This is a genomic window from Qipengyuania triglochinis, assembly GCF_054655615.1.
In genome coordinates, this window is sequence record NZ_BAAHND010000002.1 from 879,646 (window position 1) to 906,420 (window position 26,775).

The window sequence follows — 26,775 nt, forward strand, 5'->3', positions numbered from 1 at the left end:
CTTGCTGTCAGTCGGAAAGGGCGATCACGCGGCTTGCGCGATCTCGTCGACCGGTTCGGTGCGGATGAGATAATCGAAGGCCGAGAGGCCGGCTTTCGAGCCTTCGCCCATGGCGACCACGATCTGCTTGTAAGGCACATCGGTGACATCGCCTGCGCCAAAGATGCCGGGCAGATTGGTGCGCCCTTCCTCGTCGGTCCTGATCTCGCCGAACCTCGTCAGCTCCAGCCCGCTGTCTTCCAGCCATTCGGTGTTGGGCACGAGACCGATCTGGATGAACACGCCCTCCAGCTCGATCCGGCGGGTGTCGCCGCTCTCGCGGTTCTTCACCAGCAGACCGTCGACCTTGCCGTTGCTGCCGGTGACTTCCGTCGTCTGGCCGTTGGTAAGGATTTCGACATTGTCCATGCTGCGCAGCTTCTTCTGCAGCACTTCGTCGGCGCGCAGCTTGCTGTCATATTCGATCAGCGTGACGTGGCCCACGATCTTGGCCAGATCGATCGCCGCTTCGACGCCGGAGTTGCCGCCGCCGATCACGGCGATGCGCTTGCCTTTGAACAGCGGGCCATCGCAATGCGGGCAATAGGCCACGCCTTTATTGCGATATTCCGCTTCGCCGGGGACGCCGAGATTACGCCAGCGCGCGCCGGTGGCAAGGATGAGGCTGCGCGCCTTGAGCGATGCGCCATTGCCCAGTTCGACCGTATGAAGCCCGCCTTCCTGCTTGGCAGGGACCAGCTTCACCGCCTGGGAAAGGTTCATCACGTCGATCTCGTATTCGCCGACATGGCGTTCCAGATCGCCCGCCAGCTTCGGCCCTTCGGTATAGGCCGTGCCGGGCAGGTTCTCGATGCCGAGCGTGTCGTGCAGCTGCCCGCCGAAGCGCTCGGCTGCAACGCCGGTGCGGAAACCCTTGCGCGCGGTATAGATGGCCGATGCCGCGCCGGCTGGTCCGCCGCCGACAACCAGCACTTCGAACGGATCCTTGGCTGAAAGCTTGGCCGCAGTCTTGGCGTCCGCGCCGGTATCGATCTTGGCGAGGATTTCGGCCAGTTCCATCTTGCCGTTGTAGAAGGGTTCGCCGTTCAGGAAGGTGGCAGGCACGGCCATCACGTCGCGCGCGTCCACTTCGTCCTGATAGGTGCCGCCTTCGATCAGCGTGGCGGTGATGCGCGAATTTTCCAGCGCCATCAGCGTCAGCGCCTGCACCACATCGGGGCAGTTGTGGCAGCTGAGCGAGAAATACATCTCGAAATTGAAATCGCCTTCCAAGCCCCGGACCTGCTCCAGCAGATCGGCGTCGACCTTGGGCGGATGGCCACCGGCCCACAGCAGCGCGAGGACCAGCGAGGTAAATTCATGCCCCATCGGCAGGCCGGCAAAGCGCACCCACTTTTCCGCGTCGCTGGCTCGGCGGATCACGAAGCTGGGCTTGCGATCATCGGTGCCGTCGAAGCTCGCGCTCACCATGTCGTGCAGCGCGGAAATCTCTTCGAGCAGTTCGCGCGTCTGGCGCGACTTCTCATCTTCACCAAGCGAGGCGACGAGTTCCACCGGCTCGCGCAGGTTGGCAAGATAGGTCTTCAGCTGCTGGGTGAGATTGTCGTCGAGCATCGGTCATATCCTTCGTCATGGCGAGGAGCCCCGTATCGGGGCGACGTGGTAATCCATCTCCTGTTCGCGCTGATGCCGGACCGGGAATGGATTGCCGCGTCGCCTTCAGCTCCTCGTGAAAAATGAGGAGAGGGCGTCGGTGAAAAAGAAGAGGCCCGGGGCGGGGGGGGGAGGGGAGCCCCGGGCCTCACAATGGGACGAAGACCTGAGTGTTCGTCCCGGAAAGCGGCCTTAAGGGTAAGCGCCGCCTTCAAGGGTTTGCCAGCTTAGATCTTGCCGACGAGGTCGAGCGAAGGCGAAAGCGTTTCGCTGCCTTCTTCCCAGGCTGCCGGGCAGACCTGGCCGGGGTTGGCACGCACATACTGTGCAGCCTTGATCTTGCGGGCCAGTTCATTGGCATTACGGCCAACGCCTTCACAGGTCTGTTCCATGATCTGGATCACGCCGTCCGGATCGACCACGAAGGTGGCGCGATCAGCAAGACCGACGCCTTCACGCAGCACGTCGAAGTTGCGTGCGAGGATGTGGTTCTGGTCACCCAGGAACGGGAACTGGAGCTTGCCGATCTTTTCCGACGTGTCGTGCCATGCCTTGTGGCTGAAGTGCGTGTCGGTCGAAACGCCGTACACTTCGACATCCATCTTCTGGAGCATGGCGTACTGTTCGCCGAGATCTTCGAGCTCGGTCGGGCAGACGAAGGTGAAGTCGGCCGGATAGAAGAAGAAAACGGCCCATTTGCCCTTCACGTCTTCGTCGGTGACTTCGAAGAAGTCCTTGCCTGCCTGGAATGCGGTGGCGTTGAACGGTTTGATCTGGCTTCCGATAATACCCATGGTTTTCTCCGTTATTCGGGTTGAACTGATGCACCCCAGATAGGGTCTGTTGCGATGCACAAAAGCGATATGTTGCGATTGCTAGCATCGGAATAATCGATTAACTCAATGGAACTTCCGAAAAGTGCAACTAACTATGCGTTATACGTGCGTTTAACGCAACTGATGGGCACGGTTGACGTGTTCCATGCGCAATTGCGATGCACATAATTCGACTTGTGGCGGCGGCTGAACTGCCCGATCTCGCCGCCACTGCGGAAAGAGGCGGGTCGGCCCCGCCAAAGGCTATTGCGGAGCGTGAGCGTGGAACTGGACGACAGCGAAAAGACGGCGTGGATTTTCAAATCCGGCTGGAAAGGCCTGTGCCCCCATTGCGGCAAGGGCAAAATGTTCAAGTCCTGGCTGAAGATCGTCGATCGGTGTGATGTTTGCGGGCTCGATTACCGCTTTGCCTCGCCGGACGATGGCCCGGCCTTCTTCTCGCTGACCTTCGTGGCCTTCCCGCTGTTGTTCCTGATCGTGTGGATGCAGGTGGCGCTGGAACTGCCGGTAGTCCTACTGTTCGTCATCGCCATTCCGCTGATGGCTCTGGGCTGCGTCCTGCCGCTGCGTCCGATCAAGGGCTGGCTGGTAGCCTCGCAATACGTGAATCGGTCGGTAGAGGCCGGGACCGAAAAACTGTGGGGCGATATGCACGCCCGCGAAGACGAGAAACGGGGCAAGGACGAGGACTGAAGCCGCCGCCTCGCCCGCAGCCGATCAGGTCGCGAACAACATTTCATCGTCGGCAAAGGCTTTCATCTCCAGCGCATTGCCGCTGGGATCGCGGAAGAACATCGTTGCCTGTTCGCCCGGCTGGCCCTTGAACCGAATTGTCGGCTCGATCATGAATTCCATCCCGGCATTCTTCAGCCGGTCGGCCAGCGCCTGCCAGTCCTCCATCGTCAGCACCACGCCGAAATGCGGCACGGGCACATCGTGGCCGTCGACCGGGTTGCTGGCACGGTCCCCTGCGTCACCGCCCGTATGCGCCACGATCTGGTGGCCGTAGAAATCGAAATCGATCCATTCGTCGGAAGACCGCCCCTCGGCGCAGCCCAGGGTTTCGCCGTAAAAAATGCGGGCTTCCGCCAGGTCGCGGACAGGGAAGGCGAGATGGAAGGGGCGCAGGGTCATGGGGACTGCAATAGCCTGCCAGAAAGCGTTTTCCTACACGCATCTGCCTATGCATGGCTGGGGCTATGAGAGACGAACTGACCCCGGAAACCGCCCTTGCCATGCTGGAGAAATTTTACGCTGAGGTGCGCTCCAAGCGCTCCACCATTCAGCATCGACAGCGTGTGGATGAACGGATAGGGGGCAAGGGAACTGGGAATGGTGGAGCCCGCATGAAGATCGTCATCGGTAACAAGAACTACTCGAGCTGGAGCCTGCGCGGCTGGCTGGCGGCCAAGCAGTCGGGCCTCTCGTTCGAGGAAATCGTCGTACCTCTTTACGGCGAGGATTGGGAAGCGACCCGCCAGGGCGGCGAGATCATGCCGTCGTCGGGCAAGGTCCCCCTGCTATGGGACGGGGAAACCGTGGTGTGGGACAGCCTCGCCATGCTCGAATACCTCGCCGACAAGGTGGGGCGCGACCGCTTCTGGCCGAAGGACGACACGGCGCGCGGCATGGCCCGCTCGATGGTCGCCGAAATGCATTCCTCCTTCCAGGCGCTGCGCAGCGAATGCCCGATGAATGTGCGCAAACGCTTCGACGGTTTCGAGGCGAGCGATGGCTGCCGGTCGGATATCCTGCGCATTCTCACGCTTTGGGCGGAAGCGCGCAGCCGCTTCGGCAGCGGCGGGCCCTATCTGTTCGGCACCTTCGGCGCGGCGGACGTGTTCTTCGCCCCCGTCGTCAGTCGCTTCATCAGCTACCAGATCCCCGTACCCGGTTTTGCGGCGGCCTATATGCAGGCGCTGTGGGAGCATGAATGGATGCAGGCGTGGATCACCGCATCGGAAAACGAAGAATGGGTCATCGAACAATACGAAACCGTGTCCTGACGCTGCTGGCGGCGCTGTGCGCGCTGCTGCCCGCACAAGCGATGGCGTGGGGCGATTATGCGCATCGCACGACTGCCTCGATCGCGCTGGCGAATGTGAAGCCGGAAACGCGGGCCGCTATCGCGCGCCTGCTGAAGGCCGCGCCCGAACTGGGCGTGCCGGGATGCAAGCTGGCGACGCTGGAAGATGCGGCGGCATGGCCCGATTGCCTGCGCAAGGATTACTGGCGCTGGGGCTATACCTTCGCCTGGCATTACCGCACCGCCCCGGTCTGCGAAGCCTATGATCCGCGCGCCAATTGCTCGGGCCAGAACTGCATCCTCGCCCAGATCGAGCGCAACGAGCGCATGCTTGCCGATGAAAGCCTGCCCGCGAATGTCCGGCTGGAAGCGCTCGCTTTCCTCGTCCACTTCATCGGCGATGTGCACATGCCGCTGCATTCGGGCGATCACGATGATCGTGGCGGGAATGACAACACCACTGCCTATGGCATCGCGCCGGGACTGAACCTCCACTGGATATGGGACGGCCCGCTGGCAGAACGCGCCATCACCTCGTCGCCCACGTCCTTGGTGCGCCGCTATACCGCTGCCGAACGGGCTGAGCTTGGCGGCGGCAATTCGGCCGACTGGGGCCGCGAAAGCTGGGAGACGGCCCGCGACTTCGTCTATCCCAACGCCTTCGACCGCGCCCCCTGCGATGGCGAGGACCTTCCCGACGAAACAGCGCTGACCCAGGAAGACATCGAACGCGCGATCCCGATTTCACGCAGGCGGGTGACGCAGGCAGGCATCCGCATGGCGGAATATCTGGACAAGGCCTTCGCACAGGGCCCGCTGCCGGAGCCGGAAGGCAATTAGGGCAGGCGCTCGGTCGCATAAGGGGTGCCGTCCTTCCGGAAGTACCCATCCGGCGTGAAGACCATGTCGATGTCGGGATACTCGCCACGGCCTTCATCGCGATCTCCGGCACTTACGGCGATGAAGACACAAGGCTTATCGGACCGGTTGTGAAGGCGGTGGCCATTGCGCTCTCCCGCCGGCCAAGCGAGGATGTCACCTCCATGGACCGGGACTTCGCCCTGATCTTCGATCAGCACGGCCTCGCCCTGCAGGAAGATCAGCAGTTCGTCCTGCCCTTCGTGCCAGTGCCTCTGCGAGGAATAGGCGCCCGGCTCCAGCACCACATGGCTGGCGCCCAGCTTGGTAAGTCCGGCTGCCGGGGCGAGGCGGCGGTAGAGCCGTCCGCGCACGTCTTCATCATAGGGCGGCGGGTAGCCGGTTGCGTTGGTCTGGGGAATGGCATCGAGATCGAGCTTGGGCATTGGCACACTCTCCTGCTAGCGGAGACAACATGACCGAAGTCCTCGAACTCGCCAAGCGGCTGATGTCCGCCCGCAGCGTCACTCCCGCCACCGGTTCGGTATTCGACGAACTGGAGGCGATGCTGAAACCGCTCGGCTTCGAAGTCTCGCGCTTCACGCGCGGCGAGGGCGAGGAAGGCACCCCCGAAGCGCCGGTCGAGAACCTGTTCGCCATACGCAAGGGGCCCGCAGGCTCCAGACACTTCGGTTTCGCGGGGCATCTCGATGTGGTCCCCCCGGGCGGCGGCTGGACATCCGATGCGTTCGAACCGGAGATTCGCGGCAATCTGCTTTACGGTCGCGGCGCGGTGGACATGAAAGGCGCAATCGCCTGCATGGTTGATGCCGTGGCGCAGGTCCCGGCCGATGCGGGCACGCTCAGCTTCATCATCACCGGCGATGAGGAAGGCCCCGCGCTGCACGGCACCCGCGCCTTGATCGACTACATGGACAGCCGTGGTTCAACGCCGGATTTGTGCCTGGTGGGTGAGCCGACCAGTGTAAACCGGCTCGGTGATATGATGAAGATCGGGAGACGCGGCTCGGTCAACATGTGGCTCGAGGTGCAAGGCACGCAGGGACACGTCGCGTATCCGCACCTCGCCGACAATCCCATTCCCAAGCTGGTCGCGATGCTGGCGGAGCTAGATGGACTGGTTCTCGACAAGGGCAATGACTGGTTCCAGGCTTCGAACCTCGAGATCACCGATCTCGAAGTTGGGAATCCTGCCCATAACGTCATCCCGGAAGCGGCAAAGGCCCGCATCTCGATCCGTTTCAACGACGAACATTCGGGCGCGTCGCTGTCCGAGAAGGTGGTTGCTATTGCAGAGAAACATGGGGGCACCGCGCTGCCGATCATCTCGGGCGAGCCATTCCTTACCCCGCCGGGTGAATTCAGCGACATCATTGCGCGCGCAGTGAACGCCGAAACCGGTGTCGATCCCGAGCCATCCACCACGGGCGGAACCTCCGATGCGCGTTTCTTGCGTGCCGTCTGCCCGGTGATCGAATTCGGCCTTGTCAACGCGACGATGCACAAGCGTGACGAGGCAGTAGCCATCGAGGACCTTTCCACGCTAAGCCGCATCTACGCGCGCATTGCAAAAGACGCGCTGGCGTAAATATACGCCAGCTGAAAATACAAGGTGAGGGCATACGCATGCTGAGGGTCTGGTTCGAAATTCCGCTTTGGCAGCGCGTGGTAACTGCGCTGATCCTCGGTGTGCTCACAGGTTATGCTTGGGGGCCGGATGCCGAAAGCATCAAATGGGTCGGCGATTTCTTCATCAAGTCGATCAAGATGCTGGTCGTCCCCCTGATCTTCTTCAGCCTCGTTTCCGGCGTCGCCGCGATCGGCGATCTGCGCAAACTGGGCGCGGTCGGTGGGCGGGCGATGCTGCTCTTCATCGTTACTGGCCAGATCTCGGTATGGCTTGGGCTGGCGCTTGGGACATGGATCGCCCCGGGTGCAGGCGTGGATACCAGCGCAATCCAGATGGGCGCAACGCCCGAGCCGAACCCGACAACGGCGGTCGACATGATCCTGTCGATCGTGCCCGAAAGCCCGGTGCAGGTGATGGCAGACGTGTCGGTGCTGCCGCTTATCGTCTTCAGCCTGCTGATCGGCATCGGCATCCTGATGGCCAAGGAAGACGGCCTGCCGGTGCAGAAGGTCTTCGATAGCGGCGCGGTGATCATGCAGAAGGTGACCATGGTGGTGATGGAACTCACCCCCTTCGGTGTCTTCGCGCTGATGGCATGGGTCGCGGGCACGCTTGGTCTGGATGCGCTGGTTGCGCTGTCAAAACTGGTCGCGCTGAACTATGTCGGCTGCCTGCTCATCATCTTCGTGATGTATTCGGCGATGATCAAGTTCTTCGCTAAGTTGCCGGTGCGCGATTTCTTCCGCGGTATCGTGGATGCGATGGCGGTGAGCTATTCCACTGCCAGCTCCAACGCCACGCTGCCGGTGACGCTGCGCTGTGCCGAGCGTAATCTGGGCGTCTCGAATTCCGTGGCCAGCTTCGTGATCGCGCTGGGCGCGACGATCAACATGAACGGCACGGCGATGTATCTCGGACTCGCCACGCTGTTTGGCGCGCAGATCTTCGGCGTCGATCTATCCCTGGGTGACTATTTCCTGATCTCGATCCTCGCCACGCTCGGCGCGGTCGGCGCTGCTGGTATTCCCGGTGCGGGCCTGATCATGATGGCGCTGGTCTTCGGCGCAGTCGGTGTGCCCTTGGAAACGATCGCCTTCGTCGCCGGGGTTGACCGGATCATGGACATGATGCGCACAACGACCAATGTGAGCGGCGATGCCGCAGTCGCGACTACCGTTGCGGTGATGACGGGCGAAATAGACCGGGTCGAAATGGTGTCGGCCGACGATGTTTGACCGAGCTAGTTTCGTTTCCAAATCGTGGCTTGGTCTCATCGGTCTCCTCGCGATGAGCGCATGTACCGGTAGTCAGCCAGCTCAGTCAGATTGCGAAGGAACTGTGCTGACGGTCCCGTCCGGCGGCGCCACGATTCCGCAACTCATGGCACATGCTACAGCCATGGGAATGACCCAGCGCGAAGCCGAAACGTTGATCTATCTCGAAGGGCTCAATCCCCAAGTGACGGTGGAAGGCGGCTCTACCATCTGTCTGGATGGGCGGCCGGATTAAGCTACCGCCTCTTCGGCTTCTCCAGAACTTTCTTCCGGTAACTGCACAGATCGACCACGCTGCAGCGCCAGCATTCGGGCGTCCGCGCCTTGCAGACATAGCGTCCGTGAAGGATCAGCCAATGATGGGCGCCTAGCCGGAATGGCTGCGGCACGCGCTTTTCAAGCTTCGCTTCAACCTGCTCCGGGGTCTTGCCCTTCGCAAGGCCGGTGCGGTTGCCTACGCGCAGAATGTGGGTGTCTACGGCGAAGGTTTCCTGCCCAAACCAGCAATTGAGCACAACATTGGCGGTCTTGCGGCCGACCCCGGGCAGGCGGACGAGATCTTCGCGGGTATTTGGGACCTCACTACCGTACTCATCGACGAGCAATCGACTTAGTGCGAAGACATTCTTGGCCTTCGAATTGAACAAGCCAATGGTCTTGATATGCTCTTTAAGGCCTTCTTCGCCCAGGGCCAGCATCTGCTCCGGGGTCTCGACCTCGCTGAATAGCGCGCGGGTTGCTTTGTTTACGCCTACATCGGTCGCCTGTGCAGATAGCGCCACCGCGACCACCAGCTGATAGGCGTTTCCATATTCCAACTCGGTCTCGGGCGAGGGATTATCCTCCGCCAACCGTCGAAAGAATTCGAAGATTTGATCCTTGGTCATAGGTGGTCGTCAGATGCCCAGAACCTGGTCCATCGTATAGCGACCTGGTTCTCGCCCGCGCAGCCATTCGGCGGCGCGGACCGCGCCCCTAGCAAAGATAGCCCGGTTCTCCGCACTGTGCGACAGCGTAAGACGTTCCTCTTCACCAGCAAGGATTACACTGTGTTCGCCGGCCACGGTACCGCCGCGCAAGGCAGCGAATCCGATTGCGCCCTCCTCACGCGGACCGCTCGGCCCATCCCGACCGCTTTCGCTGACGGTCTCGAGATCGACACCTCGCGCGTCTGCAGCAGCTTCACCAAGCAGGAGCGCGGTACCCGACGGGGCGTCTACCTTGCGGCGATGGTGCATTTCCAAAATCTCGATGTCCCAGCCATTGCCGAGCTTCTGAGCCGCCTCTCGCACAAGATGGGCCAGAAGGGTGACACCGAGCGATGTATTGCCTGTCTGTAACACCGGTATCGCGTGCGCAGCCTGATCGATCGCGTCGTGGTGTTTGCGTTCCAATCCTGTCGTGCCGACGACGATTGGGATGCCGGCACCGATGGCTGCGTGGAGATTGGAGTGCAAGGCTGCCGGGGCTGAAAAATCAACCAGCAGATCCGACACATCGGCCAGCTTGCCGACATCGTCTCCCTTGTCTGCGCCTCCCGCATAATCGTGGCCGGACTCCTCGATTACTCGCCGGAGCACTTCACCCATTGCGCCCCTGCTTCCGATGACACCTATGTTAGCCAAGCTGATCTCCGTGTGAGCGGAGCTTGTCGTAGCCCCGTGATTACCTTTAGCGTAGGGCTAGAAGATAAGATGGTCCTACGACAAGGTCGGGCCGAACGGGAGGCGAAACTTGTCCGATTCTATCCGCAACATCGTCGTCCTGACCGGCGCTGGGATTTCGGCGGAAAGCGGCATCAATACTTTTCGGGACAGTGGTGGTCTCTGGGAGCAGCACCGGGTCGAGGATGTCGCCACGCCAGAGGGATTCGCGCGCAATCCAGAGCTGGTGCAGCGGTTCTACGACGCGCGGCGCGAGGCGGTGCAGCAGGTAGCACCAAACGCGGCTCACGAAGCCTTGGCCCGCCTTGATGTCGAATGGGGCGGGAAGTCAGATCACGATCTCTTGATCGTCACTCAGAATGTCGATGACCTTCACGAACGCGCCGGGGCAGAGCATGTGCTCCACATGCATGGGGAACTGCTGAGCGCGCTATGCTCCGGTTGTGATGCACGCCATCGCTGGAGCGAGCCGCTGATCGATGGCCCTGCTTGCCCGGGCTGCGGACAACAGGCGCTGCGTCCCGATGTGGTCTGGTTCGGTGAGATGCCGTACCAGATGGAGCGGATCTACGATGCGCTTCGCCGAGCGGATTTGTTTGTTAGCATCGGTACTAGCGGGGCTGTCTATCCGGCGGCTGGGTTCGTGCGCGACGCGCGGGAGTTCGGTGCGCGAACGCTGGAACTCAATCTGGAGCGTGGCGAGGGTTCATACTGGTTCGACGAATCGCGCCAAGGCAGAGCGAGCGAGTTAGTGCCTGCTTGGGTAGAGGAAGTGCTCGCCAACTAGGTTGAGGAAGCGCAAGCTATACCACCCGGGTTTTACCACCACACCCGCTGCATTCGGGGTCTTTGGCAATGGTGAACTGCCGCATGCCCGGTTTCACTCCGTCTAGAAGGTTCACCTTGCTCCATTGCGGATCTCCATAAGCGCTCACCCCATCGAGGAGAACACGCACAGCGTGGAGAGCGGCGAAGCTGCCTACCCAGCCGGCCATCGCCCCCAGCATGCCGTCTTCGGCGCAGGTATCACAGTCGTCCGCGTCAAAGGCATCGCCGACAAAACAGCGATAGCAGGCTTCGCCGGGCAAATGGCCCGCAAACGCTGCGACTTGCCCCTGGAACCGGCCGACCGCAGCGGACAATAACGGCACCCCGGCGTTGACGCAGGCATCGGACACTGCAAGTCGCGTCGCGAAGTTGTCGGTGCCATCGAGCACGAGGTCGGCCCCTGCAACCAGTGATCCGGCACGGGACGGATCGATCCGGCGATCGCTGATTTCGACGTCGAGCACAGGATCGAATAGGGTCACCCAGCGCTTCGCGGAAATGGCCTTGCCGTGGCCGACATCGCGCTCGTTGTAGAGCGTTTGACGCTGGAGGTTACTGACATCCACCTTGTCGTCATCAACTAGAGTTAGGCGCCCTATTCCAGCGGCGGCAAGATATTGCAGTGCGGGGCTACCGATGCCGCCTAGGCCGATAAGTACGAGGTGTTTTTCCGCCAACGCCATCTGGCCAGCGCCGCCCACTTCAGGAAGGACGATGTGGCGAGCGAAGCGATCCAATCGCTCTGGCGGGAGACTCACGGATTTTCTCCTTCCGGGCGTTCCCGTTTGAAGCCATGCATGCCATTCCACCATTGTAGTGCGATCACCGCCCCTTTTGATGGTTGCAGCAAGGCGATCAGCATCACCAGTGCCAACGGAATGATGATGGCGAGCAACGCCATAGGCGAAAGCGAATAGCTAACGACTAGTGTGATGATCACGGGGGCAAGCAAATGCCCGCTCACGAAGATACCGATATAGGCGGGAAGGTCATCCGAACGCTGGCCGCGGATATCTAGATCACAAGCGCTGCAATGGTCGACAGGTTTTAACCACTTGCGGAATAACCGGCCTTCACCGCATCGCGGACAGCGGCATAAAACGCCCCGCCATAACGTCGCCAGGAGCGTTCGGGGCAAACTGACATGCGTGCTCATGTCTGCCCCTTTGAACCCTCGAACACGCGCTGTCGACAAGCCTGTGAACAGGCTGTCGACGAGCGGTGCGCAATATGGGGAGCGCTCAGCTTTCCAACTGGCGTAGCAGGCTTCGCACGTCTCCATCCATATCGGCATCGCGTTGCCGCAGATCCTCGATCAGGCGGACGGCGTGAATGACCGTGGAATGATCGCGCCCGCCAAATTTGCGGCCGATCTCTGGATAGCTCCGCGGGGTGAGGACTTTTGAAAGGTACATTGCAACCTGGCGCGGGCGCACGACTGCCCGGGCGCGGCGCTTAGAGCTCATTTCGCTGCGGTCGATGCGATAGAACTGGCACACTGTCCGCTGAATCTCGTCTATCGTGATGCGGCGCCGATTGGCCGACAAAATGTCAGTCAGTTGCTCTTCGGCCAGCTGCAGCGAAACTTCCTGACCTGTCAATTGCGCATAGGCGATCAGCTTGTTGAGGCCGCCAACCAACTCACGCACATTGCGGGTGATGGTGCGAGCGAGGAATTCGAGCACGTCTTCCGGCACTGCCAGAGGCGCGAACTTGCTGAGCTTCGAATGCAGGATCTTCTTACGCAGTTCGATATCGGCGGGTTGAATGTCAGCCACGAGCCCCATCGATAAGCGCGAAAGCAGGCGGGGTTCGACGCCATCCAGTGCCTGCGGCGCGCGGTCGGCCGCGAAGACAAGGCGCTTGCCTTCCGCGAGCAGCGCATCGATCGTATAAAGCAGTTCTTCCTGAGCCGAAGCCTTGCCGATGATGAACTGGATGTCGTCCACCAGAAGTAGGTCGAAGCTACGCAGTCGCGCCTTGAACTCGATCATGCGGTTGGCCTTCAGGGCCTGGACGAACTCTACCATGAACCGCTCGGCACTGCAGTAGAAGATGCGGCTGCGGCTGTGGGTCTGAAGAAAGGTGTGGCCGATGGCATGCAAGAGATGGGTCTTGCCCTGTCCTGTCGCGCCCTTGAGATAAAGCGGGCTGAACTGCGGCTTTTCGGTCGCCGCCATGCGCTGCGCCGCGTTGAAGGCGAGAATATTCGCTTCGCCCGTTACGAAGGCGGCAAAGGTCAAACTCGCGTCCAAGCCGACCGACGAGGTGAAGCCCGTATCGCCCAAGGTATCGGCACCGATCGCCATCATTGATGTGTCGGCATCGTTTGCCGGCCGGCGACCATCACTGTGCAAACGCAGATCTGCAACCTGACGGCGGCCCGGATGGACCGAGATAGCGACTTGTCGCACTTCGCTACGGGCGATCTTCCATGCCAGGCTCAACCGGTCCGCAAAACGGTCTTTCACCCAGTTGGCGCTGAATTCTGTCGGCAGGTAGAGATCGAGTGTGCCTGTTTCAGTATCGATCCGGCCAAGCTGGATCGGCTTGATCCACTGGCTGTGAAGCTGGTGACCCAGATCCTTGCGGAGCCCTTGGCTTATGTCTGCCCAATCGGCTGCCAGGTTTACGGCTTCCAGGTCTTCCATTTCGTTATTTGCCTTTCGCTTGCTAGCAAGCTCGCCTGTTTTCGCCATTGGAGTTTCGATCCCCCGAGTGACCGTCCGGTCGCTAAAAATTATATGGGCCAGGAGGAGGGGGCGCATAGCTTCGCCGCTACCCGGAATCGTACGATTCTCGGGTGGTCCCTCCCCTTGGCCATCGATGTGAATACCCGGGCTGTCCCCCCCGAGCAGATCTATTGTGTAGGTCGCAGCCGCGATGAGTCGCAAGGGGGATAACAGCAAAAAATCTGAAATAATCTAGTTGACTCATCGGTACCCCGCAGGCCTCCGTTGATGCCCTTGAAATACCTTCAGTTTGCTGAATCTGGCATGACGAATCGTAGTATTTCCGTCGATTTCATTACTATTGGGAGACAGTTTGATTTCAAAGTGCAACCCGAACACGACAAAGGGGCCGTCGCTTTTCGCGACGACCCCTCGGTTTGTCTGTGTGCGGCCGAAGCCGTGAAAGAATCAGAGCGCGGCGACGCGCTTCGAAAGGCGGCTCATCTTGCGAGCAGCAGTGTTCTTATGCATCACACCGCGAGCAACGCCGCGTGCCATTTCTGGCTGGGCGTTCCGGAGGGCGGTCTGAGCAGCGTCCTTGTCGCCAGCTTCAAGCGCAGTCTCAACCCTCTTCACGTAATTGCGGATGCGGCTCATGCGCGCACCGTTTACTTCGGCGCGGCGGTTGTTGCGACGGATGCGCTTCTTGGCTTGCGGCGTATTGGCCATATCTGTCCTCGATCGGGCCGCGACAAAAAGCGGCTGGAATTCAATTGGGCGTGTCGAAAAAGGCGGATTAACCGCCGGAAAGCGGCGCACTTAGCGACGTGATGCCGAATCGTCAAGCGAAAGCGGAACCGCAGCTTCGGCGCCCTGTTCCCCTAATATGGAAGCACTTCACACGAAGGACAAGCTGTGAGCGACAAACTTGAAAGAACCGAAGCCGAATGGCGCGAGAAACTCACGCCAGAGCAATACAGAGTGCTGCGCGAAAAAGGTACAGAGCGAGCCTTCACTGGCAAGTATGACAAGAACAAAGCCGATGGCGAATATCTTTGCGCCGCCTGCGGCCAGCTACTGTTCGAAAGCTCGGACAAATATGACAGCGGTTCGGGCTGGCCGAGCTTCACTGCTCCGGCAGAAAGCGGGGCGATCGAGGAGAACCGGGACGTCACCCATGGTATGATCAGGACGGAGGTCATCTGTTCCAATTGCGAAGGTCATCTTGGTCATGTCTTCCCTGATGGCCCCGGAGAAAACGGCTTGCGCTATTGCATCAATTCGGCGGCACTCGAGTTTGAACCTGAGAAGTAGCGGCATGCCTTGCGGCCATCGTATGATCCGTTAAGCCGAGGTTCCGTCTCGCCATGGGAGATTGTGGCGGATATAGGGCACCGCGCCTGGAAAATGAGGAAAGCCGCAGGGAATGGATAAGAGAGGCAGCCGCCGCAAACGCAGCCAGCGTTCCGAACGCGCTCGGCGAGCGGCAGCGGAAGGCAAGGGCGACGCCAGCCGTTTGAAAATCTGGCTGCGCAGGCTATTCCTGTGGGGAACGGGAATAGCCGTCCTCGGGCTGATTTTTCTGGCAATCGCTGTGGCATTCGCCGCGCGGTCCTTGCCGAGCTATTACCAGCTCAAGGCGACACAGAACGCGCAAACGATTGTCGTCCGGGCGCGAGACGGCTCGGAACTCGTCGAGCTTGGCCCTAGCTATGGGAAGTGGATTGCGGCCGACGAGATTCCGCAGGTCATGAAAGATGCCATGGTTTCGGTGGAAGACAGGCGCTTCTTCTCGCATCCTGGTGTCGATCCGTACGGCCTCACCCGAGCCGTTTTTGTCTGGGCCACGGGCGAGAATCGGTTGGGGGCGACTTCTACCATTACTCAGCAGCTCGCCCGTAACGTGTTTCTGAACAGCAATCGCTCTCTTGATCGCAAACTGCGCGAAGCCATTCTAGCGATGGCGATGGAATGGAAATTCTCCAAGGAGCAGATCCTCGAACTCTATCTCAACAAGGTCTATTTCGGAGGCGGTGCATACGGTATCGATTCTGCGAGTAGAAACTTCTTCAGTCATCCCGCAACCGAACTCTCGACGGCTGAGGCCGCGATTATTGCAGGTCTGGTAAAAGCGCCAAGCCGCTATTCACCAACTGCCGATGTAAACGCCGCAGTGAGCCGTGCTGGTGTCGTCCTGCAACTAATGCGCGATCAGGGAAGGATCAGCGCAAGCGAGGCGCAGGTCGATGTGTCGGCCGTCAAATTGAAGCCCGAACAGGGAACCAATTCTGTTCGCTACTTCACCGACTGGGCACTTCCGCAGCTCGACCTTCTTCTGCCCGAGACATTCGAGCCTATTGAAGTCTGGACCACCCTAGATCCCGGCATGCAGAAAGCAGCGACGGCTGCGGTCGCCGGCAATGCACCAGATGGGGCCCAGGGTGCGCTGGTCAGCCTAGATCGTGACGGAGCGATCCTCGCCCTTGTGGGTGGTACGGATTATGTCGAGACGAATTACAACCGGGCCACCAATGCTCTTCGCCAACCTGGCTCGAGTTGGAAGCTGTTTGTGTACCTTGCCGCGCTTGAGGCTGGCTATACGCCTGACGACCGCGTTGTAGATACGCCGGTATCGATCGGCGGCTGGAGTCCGAGAAATTCCAACGGACGAAACATTGGCGAGACCAATTTGCGCACTGCCTTTGCTTATTCGATCAATACCGTTGCAGCGCAACTTGGTAATGAGGTGGGCTTTGGATCGGTTGCGTCGATGGCTAGGCGTTTCGGGATCACGACCCCCATCAACACCTATCCCGCAATGGTGCTCGGATCGAACGAAGTGCGACTCCTGGATATGACCCGGGCATTTGCCGCGATCTCAGCCGGTGGAAATTCGGTGACGCCCTATGGGATCGTGAAAGTAACCACCACAGACGGAGAGGTGCTTTACCAGCATCAACGCGCCCGTACTACGCAGATCATACCGGAAAATGTTACGCGGGGTATAACCGATCTGCTGCAGACGGCGGTCCAGACAGGCACTGGCCGTGCGGCGCAGATCGGTCGCCCGGTCGCAGGTAAGACGGGAACGACCAGTTCTAATAAAGACGGCTATTTCGTCGGGTTTTCCTCTGGCGTAACCACTGGCGTATGGATGGGCCGGGACGATAACCGCCGGGTAGGTGGGCTACAGGGTGGGCGCGCGCCTGCACAGGCTTTTGCTGCTTTCATGCGGTATGCTGTGAAGGACCGCCCCGTCGAGGAATTTGAAACGGAAGTTCAGGTGCCGGAATGGCAACTGGACGAAGAAGACGACTTCTTCTTCGGCGACCCGGACGACTATTACTACATCGATGAACAGGGCAATCTGATCGAGCCCGGACGAAGCGAGGGACCAGGTGGCGCGCTGCCCGAACCCCGCGACCAGTCAGAACAGAATTCTGGCGTAGAAGTCACGCGGCCGCAGCAGCCGCGAGTTCAACGCGTCCCGCCGCCGCGACCGCAACCTTCTACGGGGCGCGGTGAGGATGGCGCGCCCCAGGCGATCGATGACGACTTCCTAGACGGTGTGATCGGGCGAGATCGTTAATTTTCGTCAGAGGCGCGCGACGTTTCAGAAACGTTCCGCTGTAAAAAAGCCCTCCCGACACACGTCGGGAGGGCCATTTGGAAGCCTAAATATCAAATCTAGCGAAGCCGAATGGCCACGTACTGTGGCGAGCCACCGCGTCGCTGGATACGCAGGAGAACCGCATCGCGGTTTTCTGCTTTAGCGGAGCGAACTGCGTTCTCGAGATCGGCAACCGAAGTCATCGGACGGTAATTAGCCGTCAGAATGATATGCCCGCGCTGGAGACCTTTCCGTGCGGCATCGGAATTTTGGTCGACCGAAGCGATAACTAGGCCTTGTGTATCCGGTGCAACTCCAAGTTGGCGCGCAATCTGCGGCGTCAGCTCGAGAACTTGCAGGCCGACGCTATCCTGAATAACCTCGCTATCGCTGGGAGACATGTCGTCTTCCGGCTCGGCATCGGGATCGAACATCTGGCTACGACGCATCTCTTCTTCACTCGGTCGTTTGCCGACGGTCACATTCACCCGGCGACGTTCGCCATTGCGGATTACTTCCAGAGGTATCGAGGTGCCCGGCGAGATGTTGGCAACGAGATAGGACAGCGTCTGATCCGGTGTGACGTCATTGCCATCTACCTTGAGCACGATATCACCCGCCTCAATGCCCCCGCGATCAGCCGGCTCTCCAGGCTGTACCATTTGCACTATTTCACCGCGATTGCGCGCAAGGCCGAGCGAGGAAGCGACGTCTTCGGTCACCGGCTGAATCTGGATACCCAGATAGCCGCGCTCAATCTCTACGCCGCGGCGCAGTTTATCGACGATTGGAGCAGCCGTTTCCGCGGGAATTGCGAAGCCGATGCCGACGCTCCCGCCGGTCGGCGAAATGATGGCGTTGTTGATGCCGATGACATTGCCCTGCATATCGAACAGCGGCCCGCCCGAATTGCCGCGGTTGATGCTCGCGTCCGTCTGCAGATAACGGTCGTAAGCGCCACTACCTGCGTTGCGCAACACGCTCGACACAATACCGCTCGTTACGGTTCCGCCGAGCCCGAAAGGATTGCCGATCGCGATTACCCAGTCGCCAACTCGCGCCTGGCTGGAATCGCCGAACGTCACGAAAGGAAAAGCTTCGCGGCGATTGACCTTGAGCACGGCAAGATCGGATGCCGCGTCGGTGCCGACCAGCTCAGCCTCGTACTCGGTACCATCGGGCAGAGTTACGGTGATTTCCTCGACCGAACCACGCCCGGTGGGGCTCACGACGTGATTATTGGTCACGACATAGCCATCGGAGGAAATGATGAAGCCCGAACCGAGCGATTGGCCCTCCCGATATTGGGGCTCATTATCCTGTTGGCCACGCCGACGGTTGAACATGCCTTCGAAGGGTGTTCCGGCAAACGGATTGCCACCGGTCTGCACCTCGATCCGCTGGCGGGTCGAGATGTTGACGACGGCCGGCTGAAGTTGCTCGGTGAGGTCGGCGAAACTCTCGGGCGCTCCGGCACGCGGCACAACCCGCGCGATCTGGGAGTCGTCGTTTTGGGCGACCTGCGCTCCGGCCGGGAAACCGGCGAGGGAGAGGGCTGCGCCACCAGCTAACAGGGTGGCAGTTACGGAATAAGCGTATCGCACTTTTTTCACGTCCTCTTTCAAATCCTCAATAACTTCGCTCGAAACGAGCACGCTTTCATAAAGCGCGCTCGCTTCAGCTGTTCCGCCGCACTGTCAGCGTCCAGGCGCTGAATGCGTGTTGAACAGCGGGGCAGTCACCGCCATTCAATCGACGAATGGTCAACGGCGTCCGCGGAACTGCTGCAGATATTCGTTGTCCGGTGAAAGGATGATGCTGCTGGCGGCATCTCCGTTCTCGGAAGCGAACGTCGCATCGTAGCTTTGCATGGCGCGATAAAAGTCGTAGAAATTGGCATCCTTGCCGAAGCTTTCTGCATAGATCCGCGCGGCCTCGGCATCGGCTTCGGCGCGAATGATCCGCGCATCGCGCGAACCTTGCGCGCGGATGGTCCGCGCTTCGCGTTCACGGTCCGATTCCATCCGACTGAAGGCGGATTGCAATGGTGCCTCGGGAAGATCGGTGCGGGTAATCTGCACATCTACCACTTCCGCGCCATACTGACGTGCCTGCCTGTCCAAGTTTGCGCGGGCATTCTGCAACGCTGAACCACGTTCCGCCGTCAGCATGGCCTGGAAGGTCCGGCGACCGAGCTCCTGGCGCAGAACCGAGTTCAGAATAGGCTCAAGCGCAGAGCGCACCCCGTCGGTGGTTCCGGCGCGTTCCACCATCCGAACCGGATCGATGATCCGGAAACGGGCGTAGGCGTCCACCAGGAGGCGCTGCTGATCGTTGGAAAGCACCTCTTCATTGGTCATTTCCAGATCTAGCAACCGGCGCTCGATCCTCACTACACGGTCAAGAAAAGGGACGCGAAGGTACGGGCCAGGGCCCTTTGTGCCGTCTGGCGTGTTCACGATGCCCTGCGGTTCACCGGTCCGTACGATGACGACCTGCTCTTCTTCGGGCACAATGTACAGGCTCATCATCAAGCCGATCAGAACCACCGCGGCTACGATGATCGAAAGGCGATGGTCTTCCCAAATGCGCTGCATCTTACTGGCCTCCCGGTGCGGTTACAGTGGTTTCGGGCTGCTGCTGAGCCCGGCGCCGGATTTCCGGGAGCGGGAGATAAGGCGTTACACCCTGGGCCTCTACGATGGTCTTGTCCGTATTGCTCAGCACCCGCTCCATGGTCTCATAATAGAGACGCTGGCGGGTAACTTCAGGAGCAAGGCGGTACTGTTCATAGACCTTGTCGAAGGCTTCGGCCTCACCCTGGGCCTGCGCAAGGACTTGCTGGGCATAACCCTGTGCCTGGTTGCGCGCCGCATCGGCGTTCTGTTCGGCAACTTGCACATCGCGGAAAGCGTCGACCACCTGGCTGGGCGGATCGGCCTTCTCGATTTCCACACCCAGTACGCGAATACCGGCCTGATAGCGGTCGAGTGTCGCCTGCATACGCTCGCGGACGTCTAGCTCGATCGCGGCACGGCCCTGACCTGAAAAAGTCTCGTCGAGCTGCTTTTCCGCAACCGCGGCGCGCATGGCTGCTTCGGCAACTTCATTTACCGTCTCTTCCGGATCGACGACGCGGAATTTGTATTGCTGGAGATCCTGAATATTCCAGCGGACGATATAGCTCAGGTCGACGAGGTTCTGGTCGCCGGTAAGGATCAGCTTGGCTTGATTGTCATTGCCCGGAATGCGGATCGGGCGAACCCCTTCGACATTCTCGACATCGACGGTTTCGATCGGAAAGGGCAGGGTAAACTGAAGTCCGGAATCGAGTGTGCGGCTGTAATCGCCGAGCCGCTTAACGACTGCTTTTTCCTGAGGGTCAATCAAATGCGCGCTGGTGGCGAGAAGCGCGATGCCCACGATCGCAACTACCGCAACGGGAAACCAGCTTTTGCCACCCGGGCGCTGCGGCATCCTGAAGCCGGGCCCGCCCGGACCGCCGCCACCGCCTTTGCGGCGCGGACCTTCTGGCCCGCGATTCTTGAAGATGTCCTCGATATTGGGGCCACGGCGTCCATCGCCGCTGCCACCCGAACCGGTTGGCAACCACGGGTTTCGCGGTCCGTCGCTCCCGCCTTTGTCACCCTTGGGTGCATCACCATTGCCGGAACCGGAAGAATCATCGCTTCCCCCGCCCCACGGATTGTTGCCAGCCATCGCTAGGCGGATCCTCTGTCCAAGCCCGTCCAAAATTCTCATATCTGTCTTATAAGCAGCCTTGGCCGGAAAAACAGGGGTTGCGGCGCGCTTTTCGATGCTACAGCAGCGCCAGCCATGAGCCGCACCGACTTTTCCGCCGATCTTCCTCCCGAAATAGCCTCTCTCGTAACGGGCTCTGTCCTGAACGAAGGCAGGGCGACGCTTGTCGTCGATGCCGGCAAATTGGACGAAGCGGAGCGTGGCCGGATCGAGACTGCCATAAAACAGGCATTGTCCGGGCGCGCCGATGTCAACGACGTACGGGTGGTGATGACTGCTGAGCGGAAGGGCCCAGTCATCATCGCGATCGGTTCGGGCAAGGGCGGCGTGGGAAAGTCCACCCTCACTGCGAACCTTGCCATCGCTCTTGCGCGCAAAGGCGTGAAGGTCGGACTGGTCGATGCCGATATCTATGGTCCGTCGCAGCCGGTGATTTTCGGAACACAGGGCGAGAAGCCGGAAGCACGCGACAACAAGCCGATCCCGATCGAAGGCAAATTTGGTGTCCCTCATCTATCGATGGGACACCTCGTAGCACCGGGGAAGGCCTTGGCATGGCGCGGGCCGATGGCGGGGAGCGCGCTTGGTCAGCTTATCGAGGCCCACTGGAGCAAGGATACGGAGGTCCTGCTTATCGACCTGCCCCCCGGCACCGGTGACGTTCAGCTGACCATGGTGCAAAAGTTCAAGCCTGCCGGTGCGGTGCTCGTCTCGACCCCGCAGGATCTGGCGCTTATCGACGCCGCCCGCGCGGGACAGTTGTTCGATAGCGCGGGTGTGCCGGTGATTGGTCTGGTAGAGAACATGTCGGGATATGCGTGCCCTTCTTGCGGAGAGGTATCCAATCCCTTCGGTGCAGGGAACGTAGAAGCCGCGGCCGAACGTCTCGAACTGCCGTTCCTTGGGCGGATCCCGCTCGACATCGAAATCCGTCAGGGTAGTGATCATGGCGAGCCGCCAGCGGCTCTTGATGGCACCATTGCCGAGCCCTTCCTTGCGATAGCGAAAAGTTTGCAAGCGTGGCTGGCCGCACGAAACTAAACGATCTTTCCGTTTCGCGCCGTAAATTGCTCGTCGGGGCAGCGGCGGGAGGCGGCCTTTTGGTCGCATGGAACTATTGGCCACGGAAATATGCCAGCCCTCTGGTTGCGCGCGAGGCTGAGGAAATCTTCGGCGGTTGGCTGGTCATCGGGCGTGACGGCGTCGTGACCATCGCCCAGCCTCAGCTTGAGATGGGCCAAGGTGTTGGCACTGTGCTCGGCCAGATCGCGGCGGTCGAGCTTGGTGCAGACTGGCGCCAGATAGGGATCGAGCCTGTGCCGCCCGCCGGCAGCTTCGCCAATCTACCCCTGGCGCGAGAATGGTCTTCGCTGTGGAAAGGCTGGTTACCCGAAAGCGACCGGTCGGTCGCGCGGTTCGCGCGCAGCCAAGACTTTACTGTCACGGCCTGCGGCACCAGCCTTGCCGCATACGAGCTTCCGCTTCGCGAAGCAGCGGCCAGCGCGCGCGACATGCTTACCCGCGCTGCAGCCGATAGGTGGGAGGTCGAGCCCGAACAGTGCCAGGTAGCAGAAGGGTTCGTCATTCACGGCGAGCAGCGCATGGCGTTTGGCGATCTGGTCGAAGAGGCTGCCCGGCTCGATCCACCCGATCCAGCGCCTCTGCGTCCCATGCCTGCATTCGAACAGCCGATTCCGGGCGAAGCCGATGCACAGGGAATGTATCCGCGGCTCGATCTGCCTTCCAAGGTGGACGGCAGCCATTTGTTCGCCGGCGACATCCGCCTCCCGGGAATGGTCTATGCATCGATCCGCCACGGCCCGGAGGGTTTGCCAGAGCTCCTGCGGTTCAGCGAGAGAGCTGCCGGCGGCACGCCGGGGTTAGTAGCCGTTGTCCGTTCCAAGCGCTGGCTCGCCGCAGTCGCCGAAAGCTGGTGGATCGCCGACCAGGCATTGGCGAAGATGCGTCCGGAGTTCACCGGGCCGGGCGCGCTCGAACAGGTCAGGCTTGAGGCACAGCTTGAAGATGCAGCGGGTAGGACCGCGGATCTAGCCCAGCGTATCGAGACCGTCGGTGATCCTGATGCGATGCTGAGCGAACCTTCGATTGTACGTCGTTTCGATGTGGCTCCAGCCGCGCATGCCCCGCTTGAAACCGCGTCTGCGACTGCGCGATTGGCAGGCGGGCGGCTGGAACTCTGGATGGCGGCACAGGCGCCCGCTGCGGCTCGTGATGCGGCTGCACAGGCGGTGGGCCTTTCGGTTTACGATGTCGTGCTCTACCCGATGCCCGCTGGCGGTAGCTTCGATGCGCGGCTGGAAAAACAGCATGCAATCGAAGTGGCCCAGATCGCCGCAGAGGTAGGGCGGCCTGTACAGCTCACCTGGTCTCGCGTGCAGGATTTCCAGGCAGTTCCGCCACGGGCGCCGGTTTCGGCTGAAATTGCTGCCAAGTTGGGGGCTGAGGGGCAACCAGTGGCATGGAGAGCGCGAATTACCTCCCCCTCGTGGATGCGCGAGACGGGGCACCGCCTGTTTGGCAATTATCTTCCCGATGCCGCGCGGCGAGACAGTTCGGGTGCTGCAGATCCCTTTGCGATCGAAGGCGCGGTTCCGCCATATGGAATTCCGCACATCGCGGTCGAGCATGTTCCGGCAACCATTTCCTTGCCCACCGGCCGCATGCGCGGTGGAGCGCAAGGGTACACCACTTTTTTCACCGAATGCCTGATCGATGAACTCGCTAAGGCTTCAGGACGCGATCCGTTTCTTTATCGAATGGCTATGCTGGGATCCGCGCCTCGGCTGGCGGAAGCTCTGCGCCGGGCAACGAGGCTGGGCGAATGGGACGGAGCGCAGCCAGGGTCCGGTGAAGGGGTCGCTGCCGTACGAATGGTGTCGGGCGAAGCGGCAGCCGGACACATTGCCTGTGTGGCACATCTCGCGCGAGGGGAAGGCGGGATCAAGGTGCGCCAGCTGAGCGCGGTGGTAGATATCGGCCGCATCGTGAATCTCGATATTGCGCGCCAGCAGATCGAGGGCGGGCTTGTTTACGGGATGGGGTTGGCGCTGGGCGCGCCGCTTGCATTCGAAAATGGTCATCCCGTGCCGCGCACGTTTGGCGGGATGAGATTGCCCGGACTTGCCGATACTCCTGACATGCGGATCGATTTTATCGAGAGTGATGCCGAGCCATTCGATCCCGGCGAACTGGGCGTTGTCGTGGCCGCTCCTGCCATAGCCAATGCATTGTTCGCCTTGACGGGAGAGCGTTCTTACCGTCTGCCCCTCGTCCCATGACCTGGCAGAAACAGAACCTTCCGAAAGACCATCCGCCTGTCCGCTCCGGCGGCGTTGGTGTTCTCGTCGTCAATCTCGGAACGCCCGATGCGCCCGAAGCGGGGCCGGTAAAGCGGTATCTTGCGGAATTCCTGTCCGACCGCCGCGTGGTCGAGATCCCTCCCATCGCCTGGCAGCCGATCCTGCGCGGGATAATCCTGAACACCCGACCGAAGAAAAGCGCGCACGCCTATGCGCAAGTCTGGACCGAGGAAGGCTCTCCGCTAGCCGTCATCACGCGGCAGCAGGCCGAAGCGATGCAGGCGCGGCTGGGCGACGGCGTGACGGTAGACTGGGCGATGCGTTACGGTACGCCCTCAATCCCCGACCGGCTGCAGGCCCTGATGGACGCCGGTTGCGAGCGCATTCTGCTTGCTCCGCTCTATCCGCAATACTCCGGAGCCACGACGGCAACGGTTGTGGACAAGGCTGCGGACAAGCTGCGGGAAATGCGTTGGCAACCGAGTTTACGGACTCTGCCGCCCTATCACGACGATCCCGCCTATATCGATGCGCTGGCAGAAGACCTGACGCGCCAGCTGGATGGTCTGGATTTCGTGCCCGAGGTGCTGCTGCTGAGTTTCCACGGCATGCCGGAGCGCACCTTGCATCTGGGCGATCCCTACCACTGCCACTGTCAGAAAACGTCCCGCCTCCTGCAGGACAGGCTTGCGCAGCGCGGTATGCGGATTCGCACGACTTTCCAGTCCCGCTTCGGACGCGCCAAATGGCTCGAGCCGGCAACCGATACGGTGATTGCAGAGGAAGCCGGGAAGGGCACCGCGCGCATGGTGATTGCAGCGCCCGGTTTTTCGGCGGACTGCCTCGAGACACTCGAGGAGCTTGCCATGCAGGGGCGCGACCAATTTCTAGAGGCGGGCGGTGAACGATTTGCCGCGCTGTCCTGCCTGAACACTTCGGATGCTGGCGTGGCGATGCTTGAAACATTGCTTCGGCGCGAGCTCTCAGGATGGATATAGATTGCTAATTGCCACTTAATGTTGGGTGAGGCATAGTCCTGCCCATGGCCACTCTAGCAGCACATAATCCGATCCCGGCCCACTGGGCCGAAGGCAATCCGACCGACGACCAGCTCGCGCACATTCCCGGCGAAGGTGGCTGGCCGGTAGTCGGCAACACTTTCAAGATGCTGAAGGACCCGCACGCTTTCACGCAGCACATGGTCGATACCTACGGGCGGGTTTACAAGAGCAAGGCATTCGGCGGGTGGAACATCGCCATGATCGGCGCGGACGCCAACGAACTGGTGCTGTTCGATCGCGAAAAGAACTTCTCGTCAGAACAGGGCTGGGGCCCGATCCTGGACCAGTTGTTCCCGCGCGGCCTGATGCTGATGGATTTCGACCATCACCGGGCCGATCGCCGTGCGCTCTCGATCGCGTTCAAGCCCGGTCCGATGCGGCATTATTCGGGCAGCCTGAACCGGGGCATCGCCCGCAAGGTGGAGGACTGGGGCGCCGGGCGGATGGAATTCTACCCCGCGATCAAGACGCTCACGCTCGATCTGGCGGCGGACAGCTTCATCGGCATCGAATGGGGCCCGGAAGCGGACAGGATCAACACGGCCTTCATCGACATGGTCCAGGCTTCGGTCGCCCCGGTCAGAAAGCCGCTGCCGTTTACGCAGATGAAACGCGGGACCGACGGGCGCGCTTTCCTGGTCGATTTCTTTACGCAGGAAACCCACCGCCGGCGCGCCGAAGGCGGAGGGCAGGACATGTTCAGCCAGTTCGCCACCGCCGAATATGACGACGGCAGCCTGATGCCGGTCGACGAGGTGGTCGACCATATGAATTTCCTGATGATGGCCGCGCACGACACCATCACCAGCTCGGCCACGTCGCTGATCTGGCAATTGGCCAAGAACCCCGACTGGCAAGAGAAGCTGCGCCAGGAAATCGAAAGCGTCACCGGCGGGATGGGTCAGGACGGCAAGCCGCGCGACCTAGCTTATGAGGATATGGGCAAGCTAGAACTGGTAGAGATGGCCTTCAAGGAGGCGCTACGGATAATGCCGCCGGTTCCATCGACCCCGCGCCGCGCCCTGAGGGAGTTCGAATTCGGTGGCTATCGCATCCCGGCCGGATCGCATGTCGGGATCAATGCCAATTTCGTGCACCATGAAGAAGAGCACTGGTCCGATCCCCAGGGCTTCGATCCCAACCACTTCACCGCCGAAGCCGTGAAGGCCCGTCATAAATATGCCTGGGTGCCGTTTGGCGGAGGCGCGCACATGTGCCTGGGGCTGCACTTTGCCTATATGCAGGTGAAAATCCTGCTGGCCCAGTTGCTGCCGCGTTATCGCGTGACGCTGGAGCAGGAGCCCGACTGGCAGGCATGGCCGATCCCCAAGCCCAAGGACGGGCTCAGGATCGCCCTCGAACGGATCTAGAAATCGATCGCGATGCCGTCCTTGACCCAATCGCCATAGCGGGTCGGGCTGAGATCCTCGTCGACTTCGCCTTTCTCCGGCTTGGGCGGCGGTTCGCTCGTCCAGTGATCGGGCTTTTCGAAGGTCTCGGGCCGCTTGTCTGCGCGTTTGGTCATATAACCAAGATGCGCGGACTGGCGCATGGTTTCAA

27 protein-coding genes are annotated in these 26,775 nt (G+C 60.8%); 13 read left to right on the top strand and 14 right to left on the bottom strand.

Annotation, left to right across the window (positions count from 1 at the left end):
* Positions 1–24: 24 nt before the first annotated feature.
* Together ahpF and ahpC are read right to left on the bottom strand one after the other, a co-directional pair.
* A complete protein-coding gene (gene ahpF, locus ACYQ0G_RS10400; RefSeq protein WP_460102284.1) occupies positions 25–1,614 on the bottom strand; it encodes an alkyl hydroperoxide reductase subunit F in 1,590 nt (529 codons plus the stop codon).
* 266 nt (positions 1,615–1,880) lie between these two features.
* Positions 1,881–2,447, bottom strand: a complete 567-nt coding sequence (gene ahpC / locus ACYQ0G_RS10405) for an alkyl hydroperoxide reductase subunit C (RefSeq protein WP_460102286.1) — start codon at positions 2,445–2,447, stop codon at positions 1,881–1,883.
* A 297-nt stretch (positions 2,448–2,744) separates the two neighbouring features.
* On the opposite strand from ahpC, the gene ACYQ0G_RS10410 reads away from it, so the two are divergent.
* The gene (locus ACYQ0G_RS10410) at positions 2,745–3,182 is read left to right on the top strand and encodes a DUF983 domain-containing protein (protein ID WP_460102289.1); all 438 of its coding nucleotides are present in this window, start codon (positions 2,745–2,747) and stop codon (positions 3,180–3,182) included.
* 24 nt (positions 3,183–3,206) lie between these two features.
* Here the strand turns inward: ACYQ0G_RS10410 and ACYQ0G_RS10415 are convergent, their stop codons facing one another.
* A complete protein-coding gene (locus tag ACYQ0G_RS10415; RefSeq protein ID WP_460102291.1) occupies positions 3,207–3,623 on the bottom strand; it encodes a VOC family protein in 417 nt (138 codons plus the stop codon).
* 212 nt (positions 3,624–3,835) lie between these two features.
* Between ACYQ0G_RS10415 and ACYQ0G_RS10420 the strand changes: the two genes are divergently transcribed.
* A complete protein-coding gene (locus ACYQ0G_RS10420) occupies positions 3,836–4,495 on the top strand; it encodes a glutathione S-transferase family protein (RefSeq protein ID WP_460102845.1) in 660 nt (219 codons plus the stop codon).
* The gene (locus ACYQ0G_RS10425; protein ID WP_460102295.1) at positions 4,462–5,355 is read left to right on the top strand and encodes a S1/P1 nuclease; all 894 of its coding nucleotides are present in this window, start codon (positions 4,462–4,464) and stop codon (positions 5,353–5,355) included. Before ACYQ0G_RS10420 ends, ACYQ0G_RS10425 begins: the two co-directional genes overlap by 34 nt.
* Here ACYQ0G_RS10425 and ACYQ0G_RS10430 read toward each other — a convergent pair.
* Entirely contained in the window at positions 5,352–5,819 is a 468-nt protein-coding gene (locus ACYQ0G_RS10430; protein WP_460102299.1) for a cupin domain-containing protein, read from the bottom strand. The genes ACYQ0G_RS10425 and ACYQ0G_RS10430 overlap by 4 nt on opposite strands.
* A 29-nt stretch (positions 5,820–5,848) precedes the next feature.
* Between ACYQ0G_RS10430 and dapE the strand changes: the two genes are divergently transcribed.
* Genes dapE through ACYQ0G_RS10445 form a run of 3 tightly spaced genes read left to right on the top strand, consistent with a single transcriptional unit; the run spans position 5,849 to position 8,533 of the window.
* Positions 5,849–6,982, top strand: coding sequence for a succinyl-diaminopimelate desuccinylase (dapE, locus tag ACYQ0G_RS10435; RefSeq protein WP_460102300.1), 1,134 nt, complete (start codon positions 5,849–5,851; stop codon positions 6,980–6,982).
* Between the two features lie 38 nt (positions 6,983–7,020).
* Complete coding sequence (locus tag ACYQ0G_RS10440) at positions 7,021–8,259, top strand: dicarboxylate/amino acid:cation symporter (RefSeq protein WP_460102303.1); 1,239 nt, start codon at positions 7,021–7,023, stop codon at positions 8,257–8,259.
* Positions 8,252–8,533, top strand: a complete 282-nt coding sequence (locus tag ACYQ0G_RS10445; RefSeq protein WP_460102305.1) for a hypothetical protein — start codon at positions 8,252–8,254, stop codon at positions 8,531–8,533. Before ACYQ0G_RS10440 ends, ACYQ0G_RS10445 begins: the two co-directional genes overlap by 8 nt.
* 1 nt (position 8,534) lies before the next feature.
* On the opposite strand, the gene nth is transcribed toward ACYQ0G_RS10445, so the two are convergent.
* Complete coding sequence (nth, locus tag ACYQ0G_RS10450) at positions 8,535–9,185, bottom strand: endonuclease III (RefSeq protein ID WP_460102307.1); 651 nt, start codon at positions 9,183–9,185, stop codon at positions 8,535–8,537.
* Between the two features lie 9 nt (positions 9,186–9,194).
* A complete protein-coding gene (dapB, locus tag ACYQ0G_RS10455; protein WP_460102309.1) occupies positions 9,195–9,923 on the bottom strand; it encodes a 4-hydroxy-tetrahydrodipicolinate reductase in 729 nt (242 codons plus the stop codon).
* Between the two features lie 109 nt (positions 9,924–10,032).
* Here dapB and ACYQ0G_RS10460 point away from each other — a divergent pair, with 109 nt between their 5' ends.
* The gene (locus tag ACYQ0G_RS10460) at positions 10,033–10,749 is read left to right on the top strand and encodes an NAD-dependent deacylase (RefSeq protein ID WP_460102311.1); all 717 of its coding nucleotides are present in this window, start codon (positions 10,033–10,035) and stop codon (positions 10,747–10,749) included.
* A 16-nt stretch (positions 10,750–10,765) separates the two neighbouring features.
* Here ACYQ0G_RS10460 and ACYQ0G_RS10465 read toward each other — a convergent pair whose 3' ends face one another.
* The 4 genes from ACYQ0G_RS10465 to rpsT all read right to left on the bottom strand — a co-directional run bounded on the left by ACYQ0G_RS10465 (position 10,766) and on the right by rpsT (position 14,191).
* Positions 10,766–11,548 carry a HesA/MoeB/ThiF family protein gene (locus ACYQ0G_RS10465; RefSeq protein WP_460102313.1) on the bottom strand — a complete coding sequence of 261 codons (783 nt, stop codon included), beginning with the start codon at positions 11,546–11,548 and terminating at the stop codon, positions 10,766–10,768.
* Positions 11,545–11,946, bottom strand: a complete 402-nt coding sequence (locus ACYQ0G_RS10470; protein WP_460102315.1) for a DUF983 domain-containing protein — start codon at positions 11,944–11,946, stop codon at positions 11,545–11,547. Before ACYQ0G_RS10470 ends, ACYQ0G_RS10465 begins: the two co-directional genes overlap by 4 nt.
* A gap of 85 nt (positions 11,947–12,031) precedes the next feature.
* Positions 12,032–13,441, bottom strand: coding sequence for a chromosomal replication initiator protein DnaA (gene dnaA, locus ACYQ0G_RS10475; protein ID WP_460102317.1), 1,410 nt, complete (start codon positions 13,439–13,441; stop codon positions 12,032–12,034).
* A gap of 489 nt (positions 13,442–13,930) precedes the next feature.
* The gene (gene rpsT, locus ACYQ0G_RS10480; RefSeq protein WP_460102319.1) at positions 13,931–14,191 is read right to left on the bottom strand and encodes a 30S ribosomal protein S20; all 261 of its coding nucleotides are present in this window, start codon (positions 14,189–14,191) and stop codon (positions 13,931–13,933) included.
* Positions 14,192–14,377: 186 nt separating this feature from the next.
* On the opposite strand from rpsT, the gene msrB reads away from it, so the two are divergent.
* Together msrB and ACYQ0G_RS10490 are read left to right on the top strand one after the other, a co-directional pair.
* A complete protein-coding gene (msrB, locus tag ACYQ0G_RS10485) occupies positions 14,378–14,776 on the top strand; it encodes a peptide-methionine (R)-S-oxide reductase MsrB (RefSeq protein ID WP_460102321.1) in 399 nt (132 codons plus the stop codon).
* A gap of 112 nt (positions 14,777–14,888) precedes the next feature.
* Entirely contained in the window at positions 14,889–17,051 is a 2,163-nt protein-coding gene (locus ACYQ0G_RS10490; protein ID WP_460102323.1) for a transglycosylase domain-containing protein, read from the top strand.
* A 98-nt stretch (positions 17,052–17,149) separates the two neighbouring features.
* On the opposite strand, the gene ACYQ0G_RS10495 is transcribed toward ACYQ0G_RS10490, so the two are convergent.
* The 3 genes from ACYQ0G_RS10495 to hflK form a co-directional block, all read right to left on the bottom strand.
* Complete coding sequence (locus ACYQ0G_RS10495) at positions 17,150–18,676, bottom strand: Do family serine endopeptidase (protein ID WP_460102847.1); 1,527 nt, start codon at positions 18,674–18,676, stop codon at positions 17,150–17,152.
* A gap of 159 nt (positions 18,677–18,835) precedes the next feature.
* A complete protein-coding gene (hflC, locus tag ACYQ0G_RS10500) occupies positions 18,836–19,669 on the bottom strand; it encodes a protease modulator HflC (protein WP_460102325.1) in 834 nt (277 codons plus the stop codon).
* A gap of 1 nt (position 19,670) precedes the next feature.
* Positions 19,671–20,792: a protease modulator HflK gene (hflK, locus tag ACYQ0G_RS10505; protein ID WP_460102328.1), complete on the bottom strand. Its 1,122-nt coding sequence runs from the start codon at positions 20,790–20,792 to the stop codon at positions 19,671–19,673.
* Between the two features lie 117 nt (positions 20,793–20,909).
* On the opposite strand from hflK, the gene ACYQ0G_RS10510 reads away from it, so the two are divergent.
* Genes ACYQ0G_RS10510 through ACYQ0G_RS10525 form a run of 4 tightly spaced genes read left to right on the top strand, consistent with a single transcriptional unit; the run spans position 20,910 to position 26,585 of the window.
* Positions 20,910–21,875 (top strand): Mrp/NBP35 family ATP-binding protein, encoded by a 966-nt coding sequence (locus ACYQ0G_RS10510; RefSeq protein WP_460102330.1) that lies wholly within the window; start codon positions 20,910–20,912, stop codon positions 21,873–21,875.
* Positions 21,854–24,133, top strand: a complete 2,280-nt coding sequence (locus ACYQ0G_RS10515) for a molybdopterin cofactor-binding domain-containing protein (protein ID WP_460102331.1) — start codon at positions 21,854–21,856, stop codon at positions 24,131–24,133. Before ACYQ0G_RS10510 ends, ACYQ0G_RS10515 begins: the two co-directional genes overlap by 22 nt.
* The gene (gene hemH / locus ACYQ0G_RS10520; RefSeq protein ID WP_460102334.1) at positions 24,130–25,152 is read left to right on the top strand and encodes a ferrochelatase; all 1,023 of its coding nucleotides are present in this window, start codon (positions 24,130–24,132) and stop codon (positions 25,150–25,152) included. The genes ACYQ0G_RS10515 and hemH overlap by 4 nt, the downstream gene beginning before the upstream one ends.
* Before the next feature lie 44 nt (positions 25,153–25,196).
* Positions 25,197–26,585, top strand: coding sequence for a cytochrome P450 (locus ACYQ0G_RS10525; RefSeq protein ID WP_460102335.1), 1,389 nt, complete (start codon positions 25,197–25,199; stop codon positions 26,583–26,585).
* Here the strand turns inward: ACYQ0G_RS10525 and ACYQ0G_RS10530 are convergent.
* Positions 26,582–26,740 (bottom strand): DUF1674 domain-containing protein, encoded by a 159-nt coding sequence (locus ACYQ0G_RS10530; protein WP_460102337.1) that lies wholly within the window; start codon positions 26,738–26,740, stop codon positions 26,582–26,584. The genes ACYQ0G_RS10525 and ACYQ0G_RS10530 overlap by 4 nt on opposite strands.
* Positions 26,741–26,775: the final 35 nt, after the last annotated feature.

Coding starts and splice junctions, on each gene's coding strand:
- nth (WP_460102307.1), bottom strand. CDS start 9,185: ATGACCAAGGATCAAATCTTCGAATTCTTTCGACGGTTGGCGGAGGAT.
- ACYQ0G_RS10510 (WP_460102330.1), top strand. CDS start 20,910: ATGAGCCGCACCGACTTTTCCGCCGATCTTCCTCCCGAAATAGCCTCT.
- ahpC (WP_460102286.1), bottom strand. CDS start 2,447: ATGGGTATTATCGGAAGCCAGATCAAACCGTTCAACGCCACCGCATTC.
- ACYQ0G_RS10425 (WP_460102295.1), top strand. CDS start 4,462: ATGGGTCATCGAACAATACGAAACCGTGTCCTGACGCTGCTGGCGGCG.
- hemH (WP_460102334.1), top strand. CDS start 24,130: ATGACCTGGCAGAAACAGAACCTTCCGAAAGACCATCCGCCTGTCCGC.
- ACYQ0G_RS10415 (WP_460102291.1), bottom strand. CDS start 3,623: ATGACCCTGCGCCCCTTCCATCTCGCCTTCCCTGTCCGCGACCTGGCG.
- ACYQ0G_RS10420 (WP_460102845.1), top strand. CDS start 3,836: ATGAAGATCGTCATCGGTAACAAGAACTACTCGAGCTGGAGCCTGCGC.
- hflK (WP_460102328.1), bottom strand. CDS start 20,792: ATGGCTGGCAACAATCCGTGGGGCGGGGGAAGCGATGATTCTTCCGGT.
- ACYQ0G_RS10445 (WP_460102305.1), top strand. CDS start 8,252: ATGTTTGACCGAGCTAGTTTCGTTTCCAAATCGTGGCTTGGTCTCATC.
- ahpF (WP_460102284.1), bottom strand. CDS start 1,614: ATGCTCGACGACAATCTCACCCAGCAGCTGAAGACCTATCTTGCCAAC.
- ACYQ0G_RS10490 (WP_460102323.1), top strand. CDS start 14,889: ATGGATAAGAGAGGCAGCCGCCGCAAACGCAGCCAGCGTTCCGAACGC.
- rpsT (WP_460102319.1), bottom strand. CDS start 14,191: ATGGCCAATACGCCGCAAGCCAAGAAGCGCATCCGTCGCAACAACCGC.
- ACYQ0G_RS10440 (WP_460102303.1), top strand. CDS start 7,021: ATGCTGAGGGTCTGGTTCGAAATTCCGCTTTGGCAGCGCGTGGTAACT.
- ACYQ0G_RS10430 (WP_460102299.1), bottom strand. CDS start 5,819: ATGCCCAAGCTCGATCTCGATGCCATTCCCCAGACCAACGCAACCGGC.
- ACYQ0G_RS10470 (WP_460102315.1), bottom strand. CDS start 11,946: ATGAGCACGCATGTCAGTTTGCCCCGAACGCTCCTGGCGACGTTATGG.
- dnaA (WP_460102317.1), bottom strand. CDS start 13,441: ATGGAAGACCTGGAAGCCGTAAACCTGGCAGCCGATTGGGCAGACATA.
- ACYQ0G_RS10530 (WP_460102337.1), bottom strand. CDS start 26,740: ATGACCAAACGCGCAGACAAGCGGCCCGAGACCTTCGAAAAGCCCGAT.
- dapE (WP_460102300.1), top strand. CDS start 5,849: ATGACCGAAGTCCTCGAACTCGCCAAGCGGCTGATGTCCGCCCGCAGC.
- ACYQ0G_RS10525 (WP_460102335.1), top strand. CDS start 25,197: ATGGCCACTCTAGCAGCACATAATCCGATCCCGGCCCACTGGGCCGAA.
- hflC (WP_460102325.1), bottom strand. CDS start 19,669: ATGCAGCGCATTTGGGAAGACCATCGCCTTTCGATCATCGTAGCCGCG.